The sequence below is a fragment of the Shewanella sp. Scap07 genome (assembly GCF_013394145.1).
In the GTDB taxonomy this organism is placed as follows: domain Bacteria; phylum Pseudomonadota; class Gammaproteobacteria; order Enterobacterales; family Shewanellaceae; genus Shewanella; species Shewanella waksmanii.
This window is the reverse complement of the sequence record NZ_CP041329.1, coordinates 2,857,567-2,877,952: the sequence shown is the minus strand read 5'-3', so window position 1 is coordinate 2,877,952 and position 20,386 is coordinate 2,857,567. Positions and strand designations below refer to the sequence as shown.

Annotated in this window: 14 protein-coding genes; 6 read left to right on the top strand and 8 right to left on the bottom strand. The window is 45.0% G+C overall.

Annotated features, from left to right (window positions below):
* The first annotated feature begins 41 nt into the window (after nucleotides 1-41).
* The 3 genes from acnD to FLM48_RS12590 all read left to right on the top strand — a co-directional run bounded on the left by acnD (nucleotide 42) and on the right by FLM48_RS12590 (nucleotide 4,855).
* Nucleotides 42-2,642 (top strand): Fe/S-dependent 2-methylisocitrate dehydratase AcnD, encoded by a 2,601-nt coding sequence (gene acnD / locus FLM48_RS12600; protein ID WP_179024870.1) that lies wholly within the window; start codon nucleotides 42-44, stop codon nucleotides 2,640-2,642.
* The gene (prpF, locus tag FLM48_RS12595; protein WP_179024869.1) at nucleotides 2,642-3,880 is read left to right on the top strand and encodes a 2-methylaconitate cis-trans isomerase PrpF; all 1,239 of its coding nucleotides are present in this window, start codon (nucleotides 2,642-2,644) and stop codon (nucleotides 3,878-3,880) included. Before acnD ends, prpF begins: the two co-directional genes overlap by 1 nt.
* A 207-nt stretch (nucleotides 3,881-4,087) precedes the next feature.
* Nucleotides 4,088-4,855 (top strand): ABC transporter substrate-binding protein, encoded by a 768-nt coding sequence (locus FLM48_RS12590; protein WP_179024868.1) that lies wholly within the window; start codon nucleotides 4,088-4,090, stop codon nucleotides 4,853-4,855.
* Between the two features lie 104 nt (nucleotides 4,856-4,959).
* On the opposite strand, the gene FLM48_RS12585 is transcribed toward FLM48_RS12590, so the two are convergent.
* From FLM48_RS12585 to FLM48_RS12560, 6 genes are all read right to left on the bottom strand, one after another.
* A complete protein-coding gene (locus FLM48_RS12585; protein WP_028772392.1) occupies nucleotides 4,960-5,355 on the bottom strand; it encodes a phosphate ABC transporter substrate-binding protein in 396 nt (131 codons plus the stop codon).
* A gap of 11 nt (nucleotides 5,356-5,366) precedes the next feature.
* On the bottom strand, nucleotides 5,367-6,605 hold the full coding sequence (locus tag FLM48_RS12580; protein ID WP_051484467.1) for an outer membrane protein: 1,239 nt from the start codon (nucleotides 6,603-6,605) through the stop codon (nucleotides 5,367-5,369).
* Nucleotides 6,606-6,640: 35 nt separating this feature from the next.
* Nucleotides 6,641-8,257 carry a methyl-accepting chemotaxis protein gene (locus FLM48_RS12575; RefSeq protein WP_028772390.1) on the bottom strand — a complete coding sequence of 539 codons (1,617 nt, stop codon included), beginning with the start codon at nucleotides 8,255-8,257 and terminating at the stop codon, nucleotides 6,641-6,643.
* A gap of 1,434 nt (nucleotides 8,258-9,691) precedes the next feature.
* Nucleotides 9,692-10,444: a viroplasmin family protein gene (locus tag FLM48_RS12570; RefSeq protein WP_179024867.1), complete on the bottom strand. Its 753-nt coding sequence runs from the start codon at nucleotides 10,442-10,444 to the stop codon at nucleotides 9,692-9,694.
* A gap of 52 nt (nucleotides 10,445-10,496) precedes the next feature.
* Nucleotides 10,497-11,054, bottom strand: coding sequence for a DUF1415 domain-containing protein (locus tag FLM48_RS12565; protein WP_179024866.1), 558 nt, complete (start codon nucleotides 11,052-11,054; stop codon nucleotides 10,497-10,499).
* A 20-nt stretch (nucleotides 11,055-11,074) separates the two neighbouring features.
* Nucleotides 11,075-11,671 carry a LysE family translocator gene (locus tag FLM48_RS12560; protein WP_179026366.1) on the bottom strand — a complete coding sequence of 199 codons (597 nt, stop codon included), beginning with the start codon at nucleotides 11,669-11,671 and terminating at the stop codon, nucleotides 11,075-11,077.
* A gap of 383 nt (nucleotides 11,672-12,054) precedes the next feature.
* Here FLM48_RS12560 and FLM48_RS12555 point away from each other — a divergent pair, with 383 nt between their 5' ends.
* Both FLM48_RS12555 and FLM48_RS12550 read left to right on the top strand, forming a co-directional pair.
* Nucleotides 12,055-15,030 (top strand): M9 family metallopeptidase, encoded by a 2,976-nt coding sequence (locus tag FLM48_RS12555; protein WP_179024865.1) that lies wholly within the window; start codon nucleotides 12,055-12,057, stop codon nucleotides 15,028-15,030.
* A gap of 156 nt (nucleotides 15,031-15,186) precedes the next feature.
* Entirely contained in the window at nucleotides 15,187-15,750 is a 564-nt protein-coding gene (locus FLM48_RS12550) for a DUF4136 domain-containing protein (protein WP_179024864.1), read from the top strand.
* 82 nt (nucleotides 15,751-15,832) lie between these two features.
* Here the strand turns inward: FLM48_RS12550 and FLM48_RS12545 are convergent, their stop codons facing one another.
* Together FLM48_RS12545 and FLM48_RS12540 are read right to left on the bottom strand one after the other, a co-directional pair.
* Nucleotides 15,833-16,897, bottom strand: coding sequence for a 3-deoxy-7-phosphoheptulonate synthase (locus tag FLM48_RS12545; protein WP_179024863.1), 1,065 nt, complete (start codon nucleotides 16,895-16,897; stop codon nucleotides 15,833-15,835).
* A gap of 167 nt (nucleotides 16,898-17,064) precedes the next feature.
* Nucleotides 17,065-17,877, bottom strand: a complete 813-nt coding sequence (locus tag FLM48_RS12540) for a pyruvate, water dikinase regulatory protein (RefSeq protein ID WP_028772383.1) — start codon at nucleotides 17,875-17,877, stop codon at nucleotides 17,065-17,067.
* 126 nt (nucleotides 17,878-18,003) lie between these two features.
* Between FLM48_RS12540 and ppsA the strand changes: the two genes are divergently transcribed.
* The gene (gene ppsA, locus FLM48_RS12535) at nucleotides 18,004-20,373 is read left to right on the top strand and encodes a phosphoenolpyruvate synthase (protein WP_028772382.1); all 2,370 of its coding nucleotides are present in this window, start codon (nucleotides 18,004-18,006) and stop codon (nucleotides 20,371-20,373) included.
* The last annotated feature ends 13 nt before the right edge of the window (nucleotides 20,374-20,386 follow it).

Genomic DNA, 20,386 nt, shown 5'->3' with positions numbered 1-20,386 from the left:
TTGCTATGGCATCAAAAATAGCCTTACCAGTGGAACTGCATATGAACAGTCAATATAGAAAGCCCTTGGCCGGTACAGCGTTGGATTATTTTGATACCCAAGCAGCTGTAGATGCCATTAAACCGGGTGCTTACGCCGGTTTACCTTATACCTCCCGAGTCCTTGCTGAAAATTTAGTGCGTCGCTGTGACCCTGATAAACTGAGTGCATCTTTAAGCCAGATTATTGAGCGTAAACGTGAGCTCGATTTCCCGTGGTTTCCCGCTCGAGTCGTTTGCCATGACATTTTGGGACAAACCGCGCTGGTTGATTTAGCCGGCTTACGGGACGCTATTGCCGCTAAAGGTGGCGATCCATCTAAAGTGAATCCTGTAGTACCTACTCAGCTGATTGTCGATCACTCACTGGCCGTTGAGCATGCTGGCTTTGAGCCTGATGCGTTTGAGAAAAACCGCGCTATTGAAGACCGCCGTAATGAAGATCGCTTTCACTTTATTAATTGGACCAAAACGGCCTTTGAAAACATCGATGTGATCCCCCCAGGCAACGGTATCATGCATCAGATTAACCTTGAGAAAATGTCCCCTGTGGTGCACGACCGCGACGGCGTGGCTTTTCCTGATACCTTAGTGGGAACCGACAGCCATACGCCACATGTGGATGCACTCGGTGTGATTGCTATCGGGGTAGGTGGGTTGGAAGCAGAAAGCGTTATGTTAGGCCGCGCTTCCTATATGCGCTTGCCGGATATCATAGGTGTTGAGCTGGTGGGGCAGCGTCAAGAAGGCATTACCGCTACAGATATCGTATTGGCGATTACTGAGTTTTTACGCGAACAACGAGTTGTCTCTTCCTATCTAGAATTCTTTGGTGAAGGTGCACGAGCATTAACTTTGGGCGACCGCGCCACAATTTCAAATATGACCCCAGAATTTGGTGCTACTGCGGCCATGTTCTATATCGATGAAAAAACCATCGACTATTTGAAACTCACAGGCCGTGATGACAAACAAGTCGCGCTAGTAGAAACCTATGCTAAACAAGCTGGCTTGTGGGCTGATGCGCTAGATAGTGCGCAGTATGAGCGGGTGTTGCAGTTTGATTTATCGGCTGTGGGTCGCAATATTGCTGGGCCGTCAAATCCGCACAAACGGGTTTCGACTCAAGACTTAGCGAAAGCGGGCATTAGTGGTGAAGTTGAAAATGAGCCAGGATTGATGCCAGATGGTGCGTGTATCATTGCTGCTATCACTAGCTGTACTAACACCAGTAACCCGCGCAATGTGATTGCCGCCGGCCTATTAGCCCGCAATGCCAATGCGAAAGGGTTAACGCGAAAGCCATGGGTGAAAACATCCTTAGCACCTGGCTCTAAAGCGGTGCAATTGTACCTAGAAGAAGCCAACTTATTACCCGAACTGGAGCAGCTAGGCTTTGGCATAGTCGCTTTTGCTTGTACCACGTGTAACGGCATGAGTGGTGCACTCGACCCAGTGATTCAACAAGAAGTGATCGATCGCGATCTCTACGCCACTGCCGTGTTGTCGGGCAACCGTAATTTTGATGGCCGCATTCATCCGTATGCTAAGCAAGCCTTTTTAGCTTCGCCGCCTTTGGTGGTTGCGTATGCGATTGCCGGTACCGTGCGTTTTGATATTGAGCAAGATGTGTTGGGCCATGACAGTCAGGGTGAACCCGTAACACTTAAAGATATTTGGCCGTCAGATGCAGAAATTGATGCGGTGATCGCGTCCAGCGTTAAGCCGGATCATTTCCGCCAAGTATATGAACCCATGTTTGATCTTAAAGTCGACTACGGTGAAGCAGAAAATCGTACTGAGCCTTTGTATGACTGGCGTCCCCAAAGTACTTACATTCGTCGTCCTCCTTATTGGGAAGGCGCCTTAGCTGGCGAGCGAACAATGAAGGGCATGCGTCCGCTTGCGGTACTTGGGGATAACATTACGACCGATCACTTGTCGCCATCAAATGCCATTATGCTCGACAGTGCAGCAGGGGCCTACTTAGACAAAATGGGTTTACCTGAGGCAGATTTTAACTCTTACGCCACCCATCGAGGTGACCATTTAACTGCGCAACGTGCCACGTTTGCAAACCCTAAACTGTTTAATGAAATGGTGCAGGAAAATGGCCAAGTGAAACAAGGTTCACTCGCCCGTATTGAGCCAGAAGGTCAGGTTTCACGGATGTGGGAAGCGATTGAAACTTATATGGAACGTAAACAACCGTTGATCATTATCGCCGGTGCTGATTACGGTCAAGGTTCGAGTCGCGATTGGGCTGCTAAAGGTGTACGCCTCGCCGGTGTGGAAGTGATTGTCGCAGAGGGTTTCGAGCGTATTCACCGCACTAACTTAGTGGGCATGGGAGTGCTACCACTTGAGTTTATCAATGGCCAAAATCGCCATACGTTCCAAATTGATGGTAGTGAAACCTATGATGTTGTGGGTGAACGCACACCAGGGGCACAATTAACCGTGGTAATGACCAGGCGCAGTGGTGAACAGCTCAGCTTTGCAGTGAAATGTCGATTAGATACTGAAGAGGAGCTGTCGATATATGAAGCTGGTGGTGTACTGCAACGTTTTGCCCAAGATTTCCTTGAGCAAGGAGATTGCTAATGACTCAAAAGGCAAAGTTTGCAGGGCAAATTCGCGTCCCCGCGACTTATATGCGAGGCGGAACCAGTAAAGGGGTGTTTTTCTCTTTAACGGATCTGCCCAGCGCCGCACAAGTTGCTGGTGCCGCGCGTGATGAGTTGTTGTTACGTGTGATTGGCAGTCCAGACCCATACGGTAAGCAGACCGATGGGATGGGGGGCGCAACATCTAGCACCAGTAAAACAGTGATTGTAGCCGCAAGTAACCGTGCCGATCATGATGTTGATTATCTATTTGGTCAGGTCGCCATAGACAAAGCGTTTGTTGATTGGAGTGGTAATTGCGGCAATCTATCCGCAGCCGTAGGCGCGTTTGCGGTCCACGCTGGCTTAATTGATGCCGACAAAATGATTGATAACGGCATTTTGTCGGTACGGATTTGGCAAGCTAACATCAATAAAACCATTATTGCTCATGTACCCATTACCGATGGACAAGTACAGGAAACCGGAGATTTTGAGCTTGATGGTGTTACCTTTGCAGCTGCAGAAATCGGCGTTGACTTCAATAACCCCGCTGCAATGCCTGCAGCAGGTGAGATGAGTAAACTGTTTCCAACCGGACAAGTGGTCGACACCCTTGAGTTACCAGAGGCGGTGTTTAAGGGCGGGTTACTTAAGGCGACTATGATTGATGCGGGCATCCCGACTATTTTTGTCAATGCTGAGGATATCGGCTATCGCGGTGATGAGCTGCAAGATGATATTAATAATGACTCCCAAGCGTTGGCAATGTTTGAAACGTTGCGGGCTATTGGTGCGGTAAAAATGGGATTGATTAAAGATATCAGTGAGGCAGCGGGTCGCCAGCATACACCCAAAATTGCATTTGTGGCTCCAGCATCAACTTATCAAGCGTCTAGCGGTAAGAAGGTAAAGGCGGACACGATTGATTTTAATGTGCGGGCGCTATCTATGGGTAAGCTTCATCATGCCATGATGGGCACTGCTGCGGTAGCCATTGGCACGGCAGCGGCCGTACCAGGTACCTTAGTTAACTTAGCTGCAAGTGCTAACGCTGAGCAGCAGCAATCGCCTGTAGCAATAGATAGCATTAACTTTGGCCACCCTTCAGGTAGCTTAAAAGTGGGAGCTAAAACGAGCTTGACCGAAAGAGGATGGGTGGTGACACAAGCCTCTATGAGTCGCAGTGCACGTATATTGATGGAAGGTTGGGTGAGAGTGCCTTTTAGTCATTAGCAGACGTTGCTTACTGTTAAAAACGCCAGTTGTGCTGAACCATGACTGGCGTTTTTTTGTGCGGAAACCTTTAATTTGAAGTTGACGTTAATTAATGTAAATTAGTGATGGCTTATACTGATTGGTATTATATTAATAATACGGCTAAAACTTGCTTCTTAGCTAATCCCAATTAACTTTAATAGAGGGCAATAAGGAGAGTGGCATTTGAAGTGGTTGGGGGTGTGGTTAATATTGCTATGCTACAGCGAGTATGGGTATTCATCCAATACCCAGCGCCAACCTGTGTCACTGTATACCTATCACTATATGCCGCCCTATGTAGTCGACTCACAAAAACAAATTGGTTTGTTTTATGATGTGGCGCGTTTTTTTAATCAACATCAGCAACAATATCATTTCCAAGTCTCTTATATTCCACGTAAACGGTTAAATTATCAATTAGCTCAACATGAATTTGATGGGGTGGTGATCGGTGTTAATCCTGTGTGGTTTCAAGATCGTGAAAAACAAAAATATTTGTGGACTGGCGCGTTAATGCAAGACCAAGATGAATTTCTATCGCATCGAAGTCAGCGGTTCGAATATGTCGATAAAGCGTCCCTTTATGATAAGCAAGTCGGCGGCATTAGTGGTTTTCGTTATCATACCGTCGATAAGCTGGTGGCCGAGGGGCTAGTAAATCGCATCGATACCTCTAATGAATCACGGCTGCTAAAAATGCTACTTAAACGGCGCTTTGACTGCGCCATTGTGTCGCGTGCAACGACCATCTATTACCAGACGTTATTGAACACCAATCAAGAGTTGCACTTTTCGGCAAAACCCCATGATAGATACACAAGGCACCTGCTCATGCCTAAACAGATGAAGGATGTGCTGCAAGTGGTAGAACCCTTAATTTTGCAGCTATTGCAATCGCCACAATGGCAACAACAGATGCTGCTATATCAGACTCAGCTAGATCCACAATAGTGCCTCATGGGTATCGAGACTCACCTTGCTTTACTGACTGATGACATAAAAAAAGCCACTTGCTAATAACAAGTGGCTTTGATGTTTTTAAGACAGGATAACGATTACGGCTTTAAAATAACTTTAACGCTGTCATCAAGATCGGCTTCGTCAATATAACCGATTGCGTTGGGATTACTGGCAATGGTCGATTTCATCGCAGAGGCACTATTGACCGTTGCAGGTGGGTTACCTTTACCGGTAAATACCTGTTTAGACCAGAACGCTTTAAGCTGCGCATCTGATTTTTTAGTGACTTTGCTGTGGAACTCGCTGCGGGTGGCATTGCCTTCATCAAGCTCATATACCACAGCTGACGATGAACCTTTACCGAGAAACATCTTTTTGGCATCTGATGCCGAAATGTCTGCTGCTCCTGGCGCACCGATAACGACAACGGCTGCTTGAGCCGATACGACTGCACTTAAGCTAAGCGCGATGACGGATAATAACTTGTTCATGGCTGCGCTCCTTAAAATACGACGTCAAATTTAACAGTGTAGACAGTCACATCGTCGTACTCACGCAACACATTTGTCTGGAATCCACCTGAAGTGTCACCAAAGTCGGTTGCGTAAGTTACATCAAACTTCACCGCCAAGTTGTCTAGTGCATCCCAACGCAGACCGGCACTGTACGATGTGCGTTGGCCGTTGAAAAGTGCAGCAAGGATCGCGCTATTTTCATCGACTACGACTCTTTCATCGTCATCTTGTGTTTCATAGTAAGCGGCCGTGACATAGGGAGTAAATGCGTTAATGCGGTAACCTAACGTGATGTAACCTGCATCTGAGTCTGAGTATTGACCTGCAACTTCTGCGCGTGTCCATTCGGCGACTGCCAAAAATTGGCCATTGTCGTAGCTGGCACCAACACCAGCAAATGTGGCTTTTTCGCTATCAAGATCTAAGATGCGCACGTTAACGTTCACATCAACTGGTAGGCCCGTGGTCGGATCGGCCATTGTGATTGTGGTAGGGCGTGTCACTGGGCCATCTAGGCTCGCTTGGCCGTATACTGCCCGTAAAGTCCAGATTTCATCTGTCCAACTTACGTTGGCACCGATAATATTGCTGATGTCGATGCCAGCTTCCTCAGATTCACCACCAAAAGCTTGCATAGTTAAGGTTGAATCGTCGAAGTCAATGTCATAACTGATATCGCCACCGGTGTACGTTGTGAAAGGTACCGTGCCGTAGACTTCCTCTGGTGGACGTGCAAACGGTTGGGCGTAACCGACATCTAAGTAATCTGAGTACATAAATAATGGTACGCGTAACTTACCACCACGTACTTGAACACCGCCGTCAAAACGATGAGAAACATACGCCCACTCAGCCTCGACGTCCCAGTCATTTTCGCCTTTCATCATCAGCTGCATGACCGCTTGGGTTTGTGGTGTGATGGCAAACGTAGCTTGGAAGCCCATTTTACTCTCTTCGCTAAAATCAGCAGAGGTGCTGCTACCCAGATAGCCTGAGTTGTTGTCAGCTGAAACATAGGCGCCGCTCATGAAGCCATTGAACTTGAAGCGATCAGCTAAACTGGCGGTTTGTTGTTGCTGCAAGTCTTTGACTTGCTGTTCTAGTTTAGCGATTTTTTCATCGGTATTTTGCTCGTCAGCTGCAAAAGCTTGAGCTGGTACCAATGCCACTGAAACCGCCATGGCTAGGCTTTTCAACGCAAAGTTGAAGTTGATTTTGTCGTTCATCTCTATATATCCCCGATACGGTTATTATTTTTCAGTTACACTTTAAATTGATCAGTAATCGCACCAAGCTGATTACTCACGCCTTCGATGTCATAACTGATCCCACCTAATTCGTCGGTGGTGATTTTTACTTTCTGTGCATTGTTTTCAATTTCAGCAACATACTGCTGAATCAAAACAGAGGTATTGTGTTGCTCTTCAGTGGCAGCGGCTATCTGTTCGTTAACCACTACAATTGCGCTGACTTTGTCGGTGATGCTAATGAGTGCATCGCCTGCAAGTGAGGTGCTTTGTACCCCTTCGTCAGCGGTTTCAATGCCACGCTGCATCGCTTCAACCGCTTGTGTTGAAGTTGAGCGTAGCTCTTGTAAGACTTGCTGGATCTCTTCGGTTGAGGTTTGTGTGCGTGAGGCGAGAGTTCGAACCTCATCGGCGACCACAGCAAAGCCGCGGCCTTGCTCACCGGCACGTGCTGCTTCAATGGCGGCATTGAGTGCCAATAGGTTAGTTTGTTCAGCAATACCGCGAATAGTATCTAAGATGTCGTTAACGTTGTTGGTAAAGGCATCAAGCTGATTAACCACAACAGCAGTGGTTTTCACCTCTTCCGATAAGCGATTAATGGTTGAAATTGCATTGGCAACAACATCTTGGCCACGTTGAGCTTCTTGATTAGCATTCTCAGCTTCCGAAGCCGCATTGGTTGCATATTCAGCAATGTGTTCAACACTGACAAACATTTCACGCATAGCATTGGAAATTTGTTCCACCGATTGGTTTTGCTCAGCCACGGTTATTTCACTGTTTTTACAGCTTGTCAGTAAGGTGTTTGATACTTGTCCTAAGCTCTCGGTGGTTTTTTGAGTGTCAGCAATAGAGGATTGCAGTTTGCCCACAAATTGGTTAAACCAGTGCACAAGGGTACTAATTTCATCTTTGCCATCGTACTCAATTCGCGAGCGTAGATCGCCTTCTCCTTCAGAGATATTTTGCAACGAATCACTGACACTCCTAATGGTGACAATGATTGAGCGATTGACCAGTAATCCGACGATAACAAGCAATATTGATGCAATAATGCCAATGGTTAACATCGAAATTGAAGCACTGTCTGAGCTGTCGAGGGTTTGCTGGATGGACTGAGCAAACTGTTCTGAAAAATTGAGCTGTTTCTGATGAAACTGTCCTAACAGCTTTTCATAACGTGCAGCATTGTCCGCCGCCTGATTTTTGATGCGATTAAAGTCGACATCGTCTTTAAGAAACTCGGCTACCAGGCTCTTAGCATTGTTGTGATAAACGCCAAGTTCATTGCGCATAAATTGGGCATCGTTGGCTTCTTCCGGCAACAATCGGGCTATGTCGTTGAGGTTAGTAGTAATTTGGCCAACCATTTTTTCGACGGTGATCAGCGCATCTTCTTCACCGGTGGTGACCGCAGATTGAATATTCTGATCCAGCTGAATCATCAACCCTTCATTAACTGTTGCCAGTTTTAGTACAGGAAACAGTTGCGAGTTGACACGGTTGAGTCGTTCAGCGTTTTCCTGAACACTATTATTGTTGATCACCAATGAGCAAATGAATGACAAAATAGCTACTAGCGTGAGTAAGGCTATTCGGTGTTTGATTTTAATGCGATTTAATTTCATATATTTAAGCCCTAAGCTTCTCACGTGTTCAAATATTCAAACTATGAATAGAATTAGCAGGTAGTGCGGCTATCACGTTAGCCAAAACGTTTAACATTAATTATCAATGGTTTACTATTTTTGTAGCCGTTTTTTAACTGAAAGCCGAAGCTAACGAGTAGATTACCTAGCTATATAGTTACTAGTATATAAGTCCCTTTTAGGCAAAAATTTTGCTATAAAAATTGTTGACTTACGGCCAAAGCAAAGCTTGATAATTAACTGGATATTCTGTTAGAGAATTGCGACTGGGGGGAGTGATTTAAGTGAACTTTTCCATGTTGAACATATTGACTGCACGATGACATCAGTCAAGTCTAGACTTCCATGCACTGATATCACCTCAGTACGGTTTACTAACAGCTCTTGTATTTAATCTATGCTCAACTTAACTCTTATACTTTCTTTGTTGCTCTACATATATTTGTATACCGCTAGCTCAAGGTATATTTGCTAAAATAATAGATGTAATTTATTTGCCACTAATCACTCCGGCACATTTAAACAACATTTTTGATATTTATCAATACAAATGTTGAGCTGTTTAACAAGTTGAATCTACTGTTTGGTCGAAAAGCATACAGGCGCCATGGTGGTGCTGATGCAATCGGTTTCTTTTGTGTTTTTGTGGTTATTTTGTTTGGTTTGTTGTGTTAATTTTTTAATGGAATGTATATTTTTTGATTGTTTAGATTGCTATCCTATTTATTCGTTACCCTAACGATTAAAATTATTTAATTGGGCTGTTTGTATAATATTTATCCGCTATGTATTGCGGTCTATATTAATACCTGAGGGTTATCCGACCTTTCCTTAACCGATTACTAACCTTCGATGTAACCCAAAGCACTTGTACAAGCCATAGTGATGCTCATCGCTATTGCTGTAGGTGAAAATATTGCTAAATGGCATTTTAACCATTAAATCTACAAGTTTTTTTGGGTTTTAGTTATGATAGGTGCTGTTATTGTTGGGTTTTACGATAGCTAATTATGATTAAAACCTTATGCCATAGTGAAGTACCGCTAATGCGCTTGTTGTGAGTACGGCAGAACAATAATAAATCCTATTCTGGGGCGACTAATGTTTTTAAGGTATTTGGCAATGAAGCTAGGAAATATAGTTCATACCTATTTGTGTATACAGTTGATTGGCAGGTGGGATTTGATCGAAAAAAGCCAGTTTGTATCATGTCGAACTTTCGTTGATTAACAGTAAATATATTTAGAGTGAATGAGTTATACCGAGGTATAGAATATAGTTCTTAGAATATAGGCAGGATGTTGATTAGTTCGTATCGCTAAAGGTTTGTGATTAAAACACTAAGAAAACCTTATTATAACGCTAGCGCTGACTAACAACGCTAGCGTTAACAAAATAGGCTAATGTTGACGACTAGCCTGTTCTTAGTGCGAGTATTGCGTCAACATCGATAGGGTCTGGGTAACGCGTAAAAGCAGAATCTTTCACATCGATAGCATAAATAGACATGCGATCCGCGAGCTCATTACCTTCAATGCCAATATGGGCAGCTACATGGCTAATTGTGACTTGTTCCTTAATTTCATCATATAGCGCGTGAGCTTGCTGAATGATGGTTAAGTTTTTAATATCCCCCGCAGTCTTGCGCTTCCAACCTTTGGCTTTCCATGAATATGCCCAATTAGTGATGCAATTGAGAGAGTACTGAGAGTCACTGTGAATATGCACTTGGAGATCTAGCGCGATATACTTCTTCGCTAATAGAAGCGCTTGATAGAGTGCATTAAGTTCCGCACTGTTGTTAGTACCATCCGGGTGATAAAGCCCATACCAAAGCTGGTCTAACTGACCTGTTTTGTATACGGCAATGCCCGAGCCCGCTTCTCCAGGATTAGGTTCGCAGCCGCCATCGGTATAGATATCGATATCAGAGTTAGGTTTAGCAGCCAATAACTTGGCTTGGGTATCGGTTTTTGATGCCGCTTTTGTGGATGTGGCCTTTTGGGTAGCTGGGCGGTGCTTAAAGGCCGCTTCAGCTTCTTCACGGCTTTTAAATGATTTGTAGCGCGCACCGGCAAAACCGTCGACTTGTGCTTTTGCTGTGGGCCAATCGGTAAAAATTCCGGTTTGACGTCCCGCCCAAATTACGTAGTATTTTGTCGCCATTATTATTCCATTAGGTTAACTAATTTATTGCTCAACCAAATTGATTATATGTTTATTGACTCTTATGTGCGCAAGACTGAAGCAGGTTTGCAAAAAACTCACTGCCTTTACGATTGGCAAAAGCAATATTGCGTTCAGGTATCGATTCTGGGTCGTCATAGTCAGCTAAGGCCTGTTCCATACTCGCCTCTCTAATGATATGAATTGTTGGAAAAGGAGAGCGGTTGGTATAGTTGGCAGCGCTATTTTGTGGCTCGCCATCAAAGCAGTAATCAGGATGAAAGCTTGCCAGCTGGTAAGTGCCTTCATAGCCTTGTTCGATAAGTAAGTCGGTTGCGATATCGACCAAGTCTAAGTATTGATAAAAGCCTTCAAACCCTCGCGGTATAATAAATAAGCTAGTCTCTATTTGAGGATTTTCATCAAGCGTTTGGCAAGCCTTGATAAAGGCGGTCAAGACTTCGGCCAGTGCTTGCTCGTCAACGACTTGGTAGCAAATGCTATTACGCAACACTTCTTGGCGGGCAAAAGGGCATATGTTGTATTTCATGATGACCTTTTCTACCCAGTTTCTTGTTTGTTGCGCCGGGCTTAGTTCAACAGTATCCATGGACAATCTTTTTAAGTACGTTATTGGGGAGCAATCATAGGTATGATAGAGGCAACAAGCAAGAGCGCCATACTGATGTTAAAAACCCGTTGTTGACGTTGATTTTTTAAGAGCCTTTTTAAGGCAACGCCAAAACCTAGCCATACCAAAGCACAGGGTAGGGCAACCGCAAGAAAAATACTGGCAATACTCACCACTTGTGGCACCAGAGGTTGCTCGATTGAGGTAAAGGTGGCAACGGCGCCAATCGCCATAATCCAACCCTTTGGATTCACCCATTGAAACGCTGCTGCTTGAATAAAGGTCAACGGATTAGCTTTCGCAACCCCTTCCATTTTGCTGCTACTGTTGGCGATTAGCCAAGCTAAGTATAGCAAGTAGCCAATGCCAACATACTTAATTACCGTATGCAAAATAGGGTATTGGTTAAATAGTGTTGTTAATCCTAGGCCAATGGCCAATACCATTACTGGAAATCCCAAACAGATCCCGCACAAATGTGGTAGTGAACGCTGCACACCAAAATTCACCCCTGATGTCATCAGCATGATGTTGTTTGGACCTGGGGTGATACCCGATGAAAATGCAAAGAGTGCAACTGCAATAATAAATTCCATGCCTGCCGTAATGTCGTTGTAGCCGTACAGCTGCATATAGTCGCTAACCTAAGCGGGATAAGCCAGAGATTTTTTGGTATCAAGGTTATTTAGTCCCAAGGTCGTTAAATATGTTGTTTAAGTTAACTGACTGATCTTGTAGCGCTATCAATCGTCCATTTGCAATTGACTGCTGTGATGGTGAAATTTTGTCTCCGATTGAATGTTGCATATTGCATACAATATTTGTTATAAATAATTTCGTAACAAAAAATTAACTTTTTGTTCTCAAAAAATAACAAATACCGTTTGAGATATTTCCGCAGAGAAATAATCAAGCATCAGATATGAGTAACATTGCTGCAGGGCGAAGGCCCTGCTGACTTTTTGATTGGAGAATCAGCATGAAAAATCCACCTCAACACCTGCTTAGCACTCGCGGTAAGTTTCGCGCTTCGCTGCTGGCTTTAGCCTGTTCAGCCGCGTTAATTCCCGCTTCAGGTGCTCTAGCAAACAGTTTACAACACGGCAAGGATGCTGTGACTCCAGTTGTAGTAAAGCCAGTGATCACAACATCATTGGTTGACCGTCAACCCGGTCAGCATGCAACGACTCGAGTTAATGAGCATCATTTATCTAGCCTAAAACAAGCTGATAAAGCCGATCGCGCTAAGGTTACTGCGCCTCTAGGTATGCTTGGCAACGCTGGACCAGAAGCGGAAGCCGATCCATGTAATGGTTACGATCAGTTCAATAATCTAACGGGTGCGGCATTGTATGATTTTGTTCGCAGCGCAGATTTTGCCTGTATTTCAGAACTGTATTCAAATAATGACGCTACGGCTGTTGCCGCTTACCAGCCACAAAATGTCATTGATGTTGCTAATTTTGCTAAAGCACAGGCTGCCAGCTATGACAGTAGCACGGGCAGTGAAATGCTTAACCTGATCTATTTCCTCCGCGGTGCGTTTTATATTGAGTATTACAACGATGCATTGACATACGCCAATAGCCAGCCAGCAGATGCACTACGTGATCTACTGATAGCTTATACCGCCAATCCAGTGTTTAACGATACCAGTGAGATGCAAGGTAACACTCTTCAAGAGTTCTTTATTGCTTGGGATAGTGCTGACAGCATCTATGAGTCAGTCGGGGCAATCACCCAATATCTTGATGGCTTTAATGCTGAGCATTTAGCCGTGCCAGCTCATCGTACAGCGATGACCAAAGCGCTAACGACCTTGTATTATGGGCAGTGGGAAAGCCGTTACACCCAAGCGGCGATGGAGTTTGGTGAGTTAAGAGCCGCGTTATTAAACGTAGCCACCTCTGATTACATTATTAATTCTGCCTATGATTGGGAGTCGACGGACGCTTTCCACGAATATGGTCGATTCTACGTATATCAAGCTGATGGAAATCTGCCAGCGAGTTTGAAAACAGAGTTGAACACTGGCACACAAACCTACATGAATAAGTTTGAGCGCCTATCTAAACAGTGGGCTGATGCAGCTGGATACTTAGACTATTACAACCCTGGCGAGTGTGAGCAGTTTGGTATTTGTAATTGGGAACAGGAATTAGAAGATACTGTTCTATCGATTCATTATAACTGTAGCGACACGATTAATATTCGTGCTCAACAGATGTCCAATGCTGAGTTACAGCAATCGTGCGATCTCATGGGTGAAGAAGAAGTGTTGTTTCACGACGTTTTGGCGACAGGGTATCAGCCAGTCGCAGACGACAACAATACCAACCTAGAAGTTAATATTTTTGATAGTTACGATGACTATGACCAATATGCAGGTACGATTTTTGGCATTAGCACTGATAACGGCGGGATGTATCTAGAAGGGACGCCATCACAAGTGGGTAATCAGGCGCGCTTTATTGCCCATGAAGCAACGTGGACCGAAGATATTTTGGTATGGAATTTACGTCACGAATATGTGCATTACCTCGATGGTCGTTTCAATCAATATGGCGCATTTAACTACTTTGACATTGATACGGGTAAATCGGTGTGGTGGTCTGAAGGCTTAGCAGAATACATCTCTCAACAAAATCGCAATGATGATGCCGTGACCCTTGCACGTACTCAAGAGTTTAGTCTCAGTGAAATTTTATCCAACACCTATAACAGCGGTACCGATCGGGTTTATCGTTGGGGCTATCTAGCCGTTAGATTCCTGTTTGAACAGCATAGATCAGATGTTGATGAGCTATTGGTTCTGGCTCGCGGCGGTGATGCAGCAGGATGGCTTGCCTATATAGACAACGATATCGGCACTCAATATGACGCAGAATGGAACACCTGGTTAACGACCGTTACGAGTAACGATACGCCACTTAGTGGTGGGGTTGTCACGCCGGTGGATAGCGATGGCGATGGTGTGGTTGATAGTGAAGATGCGTTCCCGTTTGATCCTAGTGAAACCAAAGACTCAGATGGTGATGGCGTAGGTGATAATGCCGATGCTTTCCCTAATGATGCGAGCGAAACCGTAGACAGTGACGGTGATGGTTATGGTGATAATAGTGATGCATTCCCAAGTGACCCGAACGAGTGGGCCGACGAAAACGGCAATGGTATTGGTGACAATGCTGATGCCGATAATGGCGGTGGCGATCCGGTAGCACACTGCGGAACGGCGACAATCAGTAGCGGTAATTTGATTCAAGATACCACTGCATGTGTCGCGGGAACCGCAAGAAACTCATATTATACCTATGTTGATAGTGACAACACCCAGCTATACATCTCGACCAGTGGTGGTAACGGTGATGTTGATTTGTACTTTAATCAAAATACCTGGGCGAGCTCCACAAGTTACACAGCATTGTCTGCGACTTCGGGCAATGAAGAGTTAATCAGTGTTGTGGCCAACCGTGGCTGGGTATACATCTCTACTGTCGCCAGTGTTGCTTTCGATGGTGTTAGCTTAACGGTCAGCGAGTCGGCACCAACCAATGGTGGAGGAGATAATGGCGGCGGTGACAATGGTGGTGGAGACAATGGCGGAGTCAGCAATGTTGATGATGCTTGTGCTACTCAAGCACCATACAGCTACGGCGGGCTCAATTTTGGTGAGGCAGTATGTATCGCCGATGATCATTCAAGCTACTACTTCTATGTGCCAGCAGGAACAGCGAGTATCCAAATAGATACCGATCATGGTAGCGGCAACGTTGATATTTACGCCAATGGTTCAACCTGGGCAAGTGCATCAGCTTATGATGCAAAGTCTGAAAATGCCGGTAATGCTGAGTCAATCACAGTAAACTCGCCAGCAGTAGGTTGGTACTATGTCAGTGCTGATGGCGCGCCAAGCAGCCAAGGAGCAAGCTTAGTGGTCAACATCACTGCGCAATAATTGTAATCAGTAGGCACTATTGTTAAACAAAAGCATCGACCTTAGGTCGGTGCTTTTTTGTTTTGATTACAAATGAGTCAGCTTAGGTTAACCTAGTCACTGATATATTGAATTCATCCACCAAGGGATCTCATCAAATAAGGAAACAGACTGATTATGATGAAGAAATGTATAGCTGCGGCTATCTTGATGTTGACGGTTGGTTGTGCCACACAAGAAAGTGTTAGCAACCCTTTGTCTCGCACTACGATGGTCACCAGTGGTGATATCAGTTTAGTACCACAGCAAAAAAATACCTATGCTTGGCATCCATCTGTCGATAACGTGATGGCTGATGAGCGTATTGATCAGGTGGCAGTAAAGGCACATATGCAACAAGCCATCAATGAGGTGATGAGCCAAAAAGGTTACCAGTTGGTGTCATTATCATCGTCACCTGCCATGTTGATTGGCTACGGGCTTGCCCTTGAAGCGGAAATGAGTGACGCCGAAATAATGAAAAGAGCCGGTTTAGTTCCCGGTTTGTCGACCCAAAATGTCGATCATGATAAATATGAAAAAGGCTCAGTGCTAATTGCTGTGTTTAACCCCCATCAAATCCAGCCTATATGGCGAGTGTTAGCGCAAGGTTTTACTGATTTCGAGCAAAGCGGTGAGCAACGCCAAGCGCGGTTTGATCAGCTGTTAGGTAAAATGATGCAGCCGATCCCCCATAGCTAATAACGTTAGCGAGGCATAAAAAAGCCAGTCCTATTGGGACTGGCTTTTTATTTTTGAATTACTAGCTGACTTAAATGTTGGGCTATTTGCTCAGTTTATTAATGCGTACACGCGACGCTTTAGCCAGATCGCGAATAAGCTGCTCTGAATCTTGCCAGTGCAAACAGGCATCGGTGATGCTCTTACCATAGCAAAGCGGCTCGCCAGCAACGACTTTTTGATTGCCTTCTTCAATAAAGCTTTCTGCCATAATACCGGCAATGGCAGTGGAGCCTTTCTCGATCTGCGCCATGACATCTTTTGCCACATTAAGCTGTTGTTTATGCTGCTTTTGGCTATTGCCATGACTGAAGTCAACCACCATGCGATGTGACACACCAACTTGATCGAGTTTATCGGCAGCTGCTTGTACATCGGCTTCATGGTAGTTTGGCTGTTTGCCACCACGAAGAATAATGTGGCCATAGGGGTTACCACTGGTGCGGTATACCGCCATGGCACCGTCTTTGTCTGGCGAATAGAAAATGTGTGGCTCTTTTGCCGCGCGCACAGCATCGACAGCGATATTAATATTGCCATCGGTACCGTTTTTAAACCCAACTGGGCAAGAGAGTGCAGATGCCATTTCTCGGTGAATTTGACTTTCGGTGGTGCGAGCGCCAACCGCTCCCCAAGTAATCAAATCTGCAATATATTGACCGTTCACCATATCGAGAAACTCAGTCGCAATCGGTAACTTAAGCTCGGTTATCTGTTGCAGTAGTTCACGGGCTAAACGTAGACCTTTGTTGGCATTAAAGCTGCCATCAAGATCGGGATCTGAAATCAAGCCTTTCCAGCCTACTGTCGTGCGCGGCTTTTCGAAATATACCCGCATTAAGATACATAAATCATCTTTTAGCTCAGCGTGGAGCTTAGCTAAGCGCTTGGCATAATCGATAGCGCCTTCGGTATCGTGGATTGAACATGGGCCGATAATGACAAGTAGACGCTTGTCTTCACCAGTTAATATGGCTTCAACTTCACGTCGCTGCTGTACTAAGTAGTCTGCAGCGTCTTGGGTCAGCGGATATTCTGCGGCCAACTTTGCAGGTGAAATGGCTTTGCAAAGCAGGGTGGTACGGAGTTCGTCTGTTTTAATGGTCATTCATTCTACCGAGCGTTCGTATGGGCATATTGCCGTATTACCTCGGATTATAACCAATAGCGCGCTGTAGCACAGCGCTTAAAACAGCTATTTTGTAGCAAATTTTAAGCAACTGTGCCTTTTAGTGTACAAAAATGCCAAAAAGTCGACTTCAGTACACTTAAGAATTAGAACATGTGACGCTCTAATCCGGTTACATCGAGTATTTTAGTGGCAATCTCTTCCACTGAATGATTAGTGGTGTTTACAAAGGGGATACGCTCGCGTTTGTACATCATCTCTACTTCTTTGACTTCTATACGGCACTGTCGCAGTGATGAGTAACGACTGTTCTCCATGCGACTTTGGCGGATCTCATGTAGGCGTACAGGATCGATAGTTAGACCAAATAGTTTTTGCTTATTCCGTTTTAATGCTTCGGGTAATTTAAGGTTATCCATGTCATCTTCGATGAAAGGATAGTTTGCTGCTTTTATACCAAATTGCATTGAAAGGTAGAGGCTGCTTGGCGTTTTGCCGCAGCGCGATACGCCCAACAACACCAGATCGGCTTTATCTATATGTTTGAGTGTCTGGCCATCGTCATTATCCATGGCAAAATTAATGGCGTCGATTCGTGCTTCGTAACTGTCATTGGCTTTACCGTGGGTGCGATGAAGCACTGGAGCGGCGGTGACACCCAGTTGTTTTTCCAGTGGCGCGACAAAAGTGTTCAAAAAATCGTGATCTAGGCCTTCACTGCTGTAAATAATGTCCCGGATCTCAGGTTTGACAATAGAATGGAAAACCAAAGGTCGCTCACCTGTTGTAATAAAACTATCATTTATTTGCGCTTTAACTTGTTCAGCTCGTTGTGTGGTCTCAACGAACGGAATTGTAAGTGATTCAAATTCAACTGGAAATTGTGAAAGAACGGCATGGCCAAACACTTCAGCTGTGATCGCGGTCCCATCTGAGATATAAAAGACTTTACGTAACATTTTGACCTCTTGTAGTAATAAAATTACAAATAAAATTATAGATTTACGCTTGTTGCGATGGAGTGTAAAATGCCGCTGCCCTCATGTGAAGGGGCCACACTGAAATAAACTTGCGGAGATAGAACTGTGCAGCAATATGTACTCTGGTATCAAGAATTAGGCATGGGTGACGTCAACAAGGTAGGCGGTAAGAATGCCTCTCTTGGGGAGATGATCAGCAATCTAGCTAATGCAGGTGTTCAAGTGCCTGGTGGCTTTGCGACCACCTCTTTTGCGTTCAACGAATTTCTTGAACAAAGCGGACTGAACCAGAAGATATACGATATTCTAGAATCTCTAGATGTAGATGACGTGAACGCACTCGCTACAGCCGGTGCACAGATAAGACAGTGGGTTATCGATACCCCATTCCACCCTGAATTCGAGCAGGTTGTACGTGATTCGTATGACCAGCTTTCATCTGAAACAAAAGACGCTTCATTTGCGGTTCGCTCTTCAGCGACTGCAGAAGATATGCCTGATGCTTCATTTGCTGGTCAACAAGAAACATTCTTGAATGTGAAAGGTTATGACGCAGTACTTGTGGCTATCAAGCACGTGTTTGCTTCACTTTTCAACGACCGTGCTATCTCTTATCGCGTGCACCAAGGTTACGACCATAAAGGCGTAGCGTTATCTGCTGGTGTACAGCGCATGGTTCGTTCTGATACTGCTGCTTCTGGTGTTATGTTCACCATGGACACAGAATCAGGTAACAACGACGTGGTATTTATCACATCATCATTTGGTCTAGGTGAAATGGTTGTTCAAGGCGCCGTAAACCCAGACGAGTTCTATGTGCATAAGCCTAGCTTAACCGCCGGTCACAAGGCTGTTGTTCGCCGTAATATCGGTAGCAAGCTTATCCAGATGGTTTACTCCGATGATACTAGCCACGGCAAGCAAGTTAAGATTGAAGACGTACCCGCTGACAACCGTCGCCAGTTCTCTATTAACGATGCTGAAGTGCAAGAACTTGCTAAGCAAGCCATGATCATTGAAAAGCACTACGGTCGTCCAATGGACATCGAATGGGCTAAAGATGGTAACGACGGTAAGCTTTATATTGTGCAAGCCCGTCCAGAGACGGTACGTTCACGCGAAGATGTTCAGCTGATTGAACGTTACAACCTTAAGACTAAAGGTGAGGTTGTGAGTGAAGGCCGTGCTATTGGTCATAAGATTGGTAGCGGTGTGGCTAAGGTACTTGCATCAATTGATGATATGGACCAAATCAAAGAAGGTGATGTACTGGTAACAGACATGACCGACCCTGATTGGGAACCAATCATGAAGCGTGCCAGTGCGATTGTTACCAACCGTGGTGGCCGTACTTGTCACGCAGCCATCATTGCCCGTGAACTTGGCGTTCCAGCAGTTGTGGGTTGTGGTGATGTCACCGACCGTATCCAAAATGGTCAACAAGTGACTGTATCTTGTGCCGAAGGTGACACTGGTTTCATTTATGACGGTATTCAAGAGTTTGAAGTGATGTCTTCACGTGTCGACTCTATGCCTGATCTGCCAATGAAGATTATGATGAACGTGGGTAACCCTGATCGTGCATTCGACTTTGCCCGTCTACCTAATGAAGGTGTTGGTCTAGCTCGTCTTGAGTTCATCATTAACCGCATGATCGGTATTCACCCTAAAGCATTGCTTGAGTTCAATCAGCAAGATGCGGCGCTTCAGCAAGAAATCCATGAGATGATTGCTGGCTACGAATCACCGGTTGAATACTATGTGGCACGTTTGGTTGAAGGTATTGCAACTATTGCTTCTGCTTTCCATCCAAAGAAAGTGATTGTGCGTATGTCTGACTTTAAGTCAAACGAATATGCCAACCTAGTGGGTGGTGAGCACTACGAACCAGAAGAAGAGAACCCAATGCTTGGTTTCCGCGGTGCGAGCCGTTATATCTCTGAATCGTTCCGTGATTGTTTCGCGCTAGAATGTGAAGCAATTAAGCGTGTACGTAACGAGATGGGTCTAACCAATGTTGAGATTATGATTCCGTTCGTACGTACTTTAGGCGAAGCTGAGCAGGTGATTGAACTGCTGAAAGAGCAAGGCCTAGAGCGCGGCAAAGATGGCTTGCGCGTTATTATGATGTGCGAATTACCATCAAATGCACTACTTGCTGAACAGTTCTTAGAGCACTTTGACGGCTTCTCAATTGGTTCAAACGACTTAACTCAGCTGACATTAGGTCTTGACCGTGACTCAGGCATTATCAGTCATCTATTTGATGAGCGTAATGAAGCAGTTAAAGTATTGCTAGCCATGGCTATTAAAGCTGCAAAAGACAAAGGTGCCTATGTGGGTATCTGTGGCCAAGGCCCATCAGATCACGCCGATTTTGCGGCTTGGTTAGTGGAGCAAGGTATTGATACTGTGTCACTTAACCCTGATACCGTAATCGACACTTGGTTATACCTAGGTAAAGAACACGGTTAATTATTCTTTAAAA

What these genes read in the sequence shown, in the direction of transcription:
- FLM48_RS12565 (WP_179024866.1), bottom strand. Translation starts at nt 11,054, where the DNA reads ATGGATACTGTTGAACTAAGCCCGGCGCAACAAACAAGAAACTGGGTA.
- FLM48_RS12570 (WP_179024867.1), bottom strand. Translation starts at nt 10,444, where the DNA reads ATGGCGACAAAATACTACGTAATTTGGGCGGGACGTCAAACCGGAATT.
- FLM48_RS12550 (WP_179024864.1), top strand. Translation starts at nt 15,187, where the DNA reads ATGATGAAGAAATGTATAGCTGCGGCTATCTTGATGTTGACGGTTGGT.
- FLM48_RS12540 (WP_028772383.1), bottom strand. Translation starts at nt 17,877, where the DNA reads ATGTTACGTAAAGTCTTTTATATCTCAGATGGGACCGCGATCACAGCT.
- acnD (WP_179024870.1), top strand. Translation starts at nt 42, where the DNA reads ATGAACAGTCAATATAGAAAGCCCTTGGCCGGTACAGCGTTGGATTAT.
- prpF (WP_179024869.1), top strand. Translation starts at nt 2,642, where the DNA reads ATGACTCAAAAGGCAAAGTTTGCAGGGCAAATTCGCGTCCCCGCGACT.
- FLM48_RS12555 (WP_179024865.1), top strand. Translation starts at nt 12,055, where the DNA reads ATGAAAAATCCACCTCAACACCTGCTTAGCACTCGCGGTAAGTTTCGC.
- FLM48_RS12545 (WP_179024863.1), bottom strand. Translation starts at nt 16,897, where the DNA reads ATGACCATTAAAACAGACGAACTCCGTACCACCCTGCTTTGCAAAGCC.
- FLM48_RS12580 (WP_051484467.1), bottom strand. Translation starts at nt 6,605, where the DNA reads ATGAACGACAAAATCAACTTCAACTTTGCGTTGAAAAGCCTAGCCATG.
- FLM48_RS12585 (WP_028772392.1), bottom strand. Translation starts at nt 5,355, where the DNA reads ATGAACAAGTTATTATCCGTCATCGCGCTTAGCTTAAGTGCAGTCGTA.
- FLM48_RS12560 (WP_179026366.1), bottom strand. Translation starts at nt 11,671, where the DNA reads ATGGAATTTATTATTGCAGTTGCACTCTTTGCATTTTCATCGGGTATC.
- FLM48_RS12575 (WP_028772390.1), bottom strand. Translation starts at nt 8,257, where the DNA reads ATGAAATTAAATCGCATTAAAATCAAACACCGAATAGCCTTACTCACG.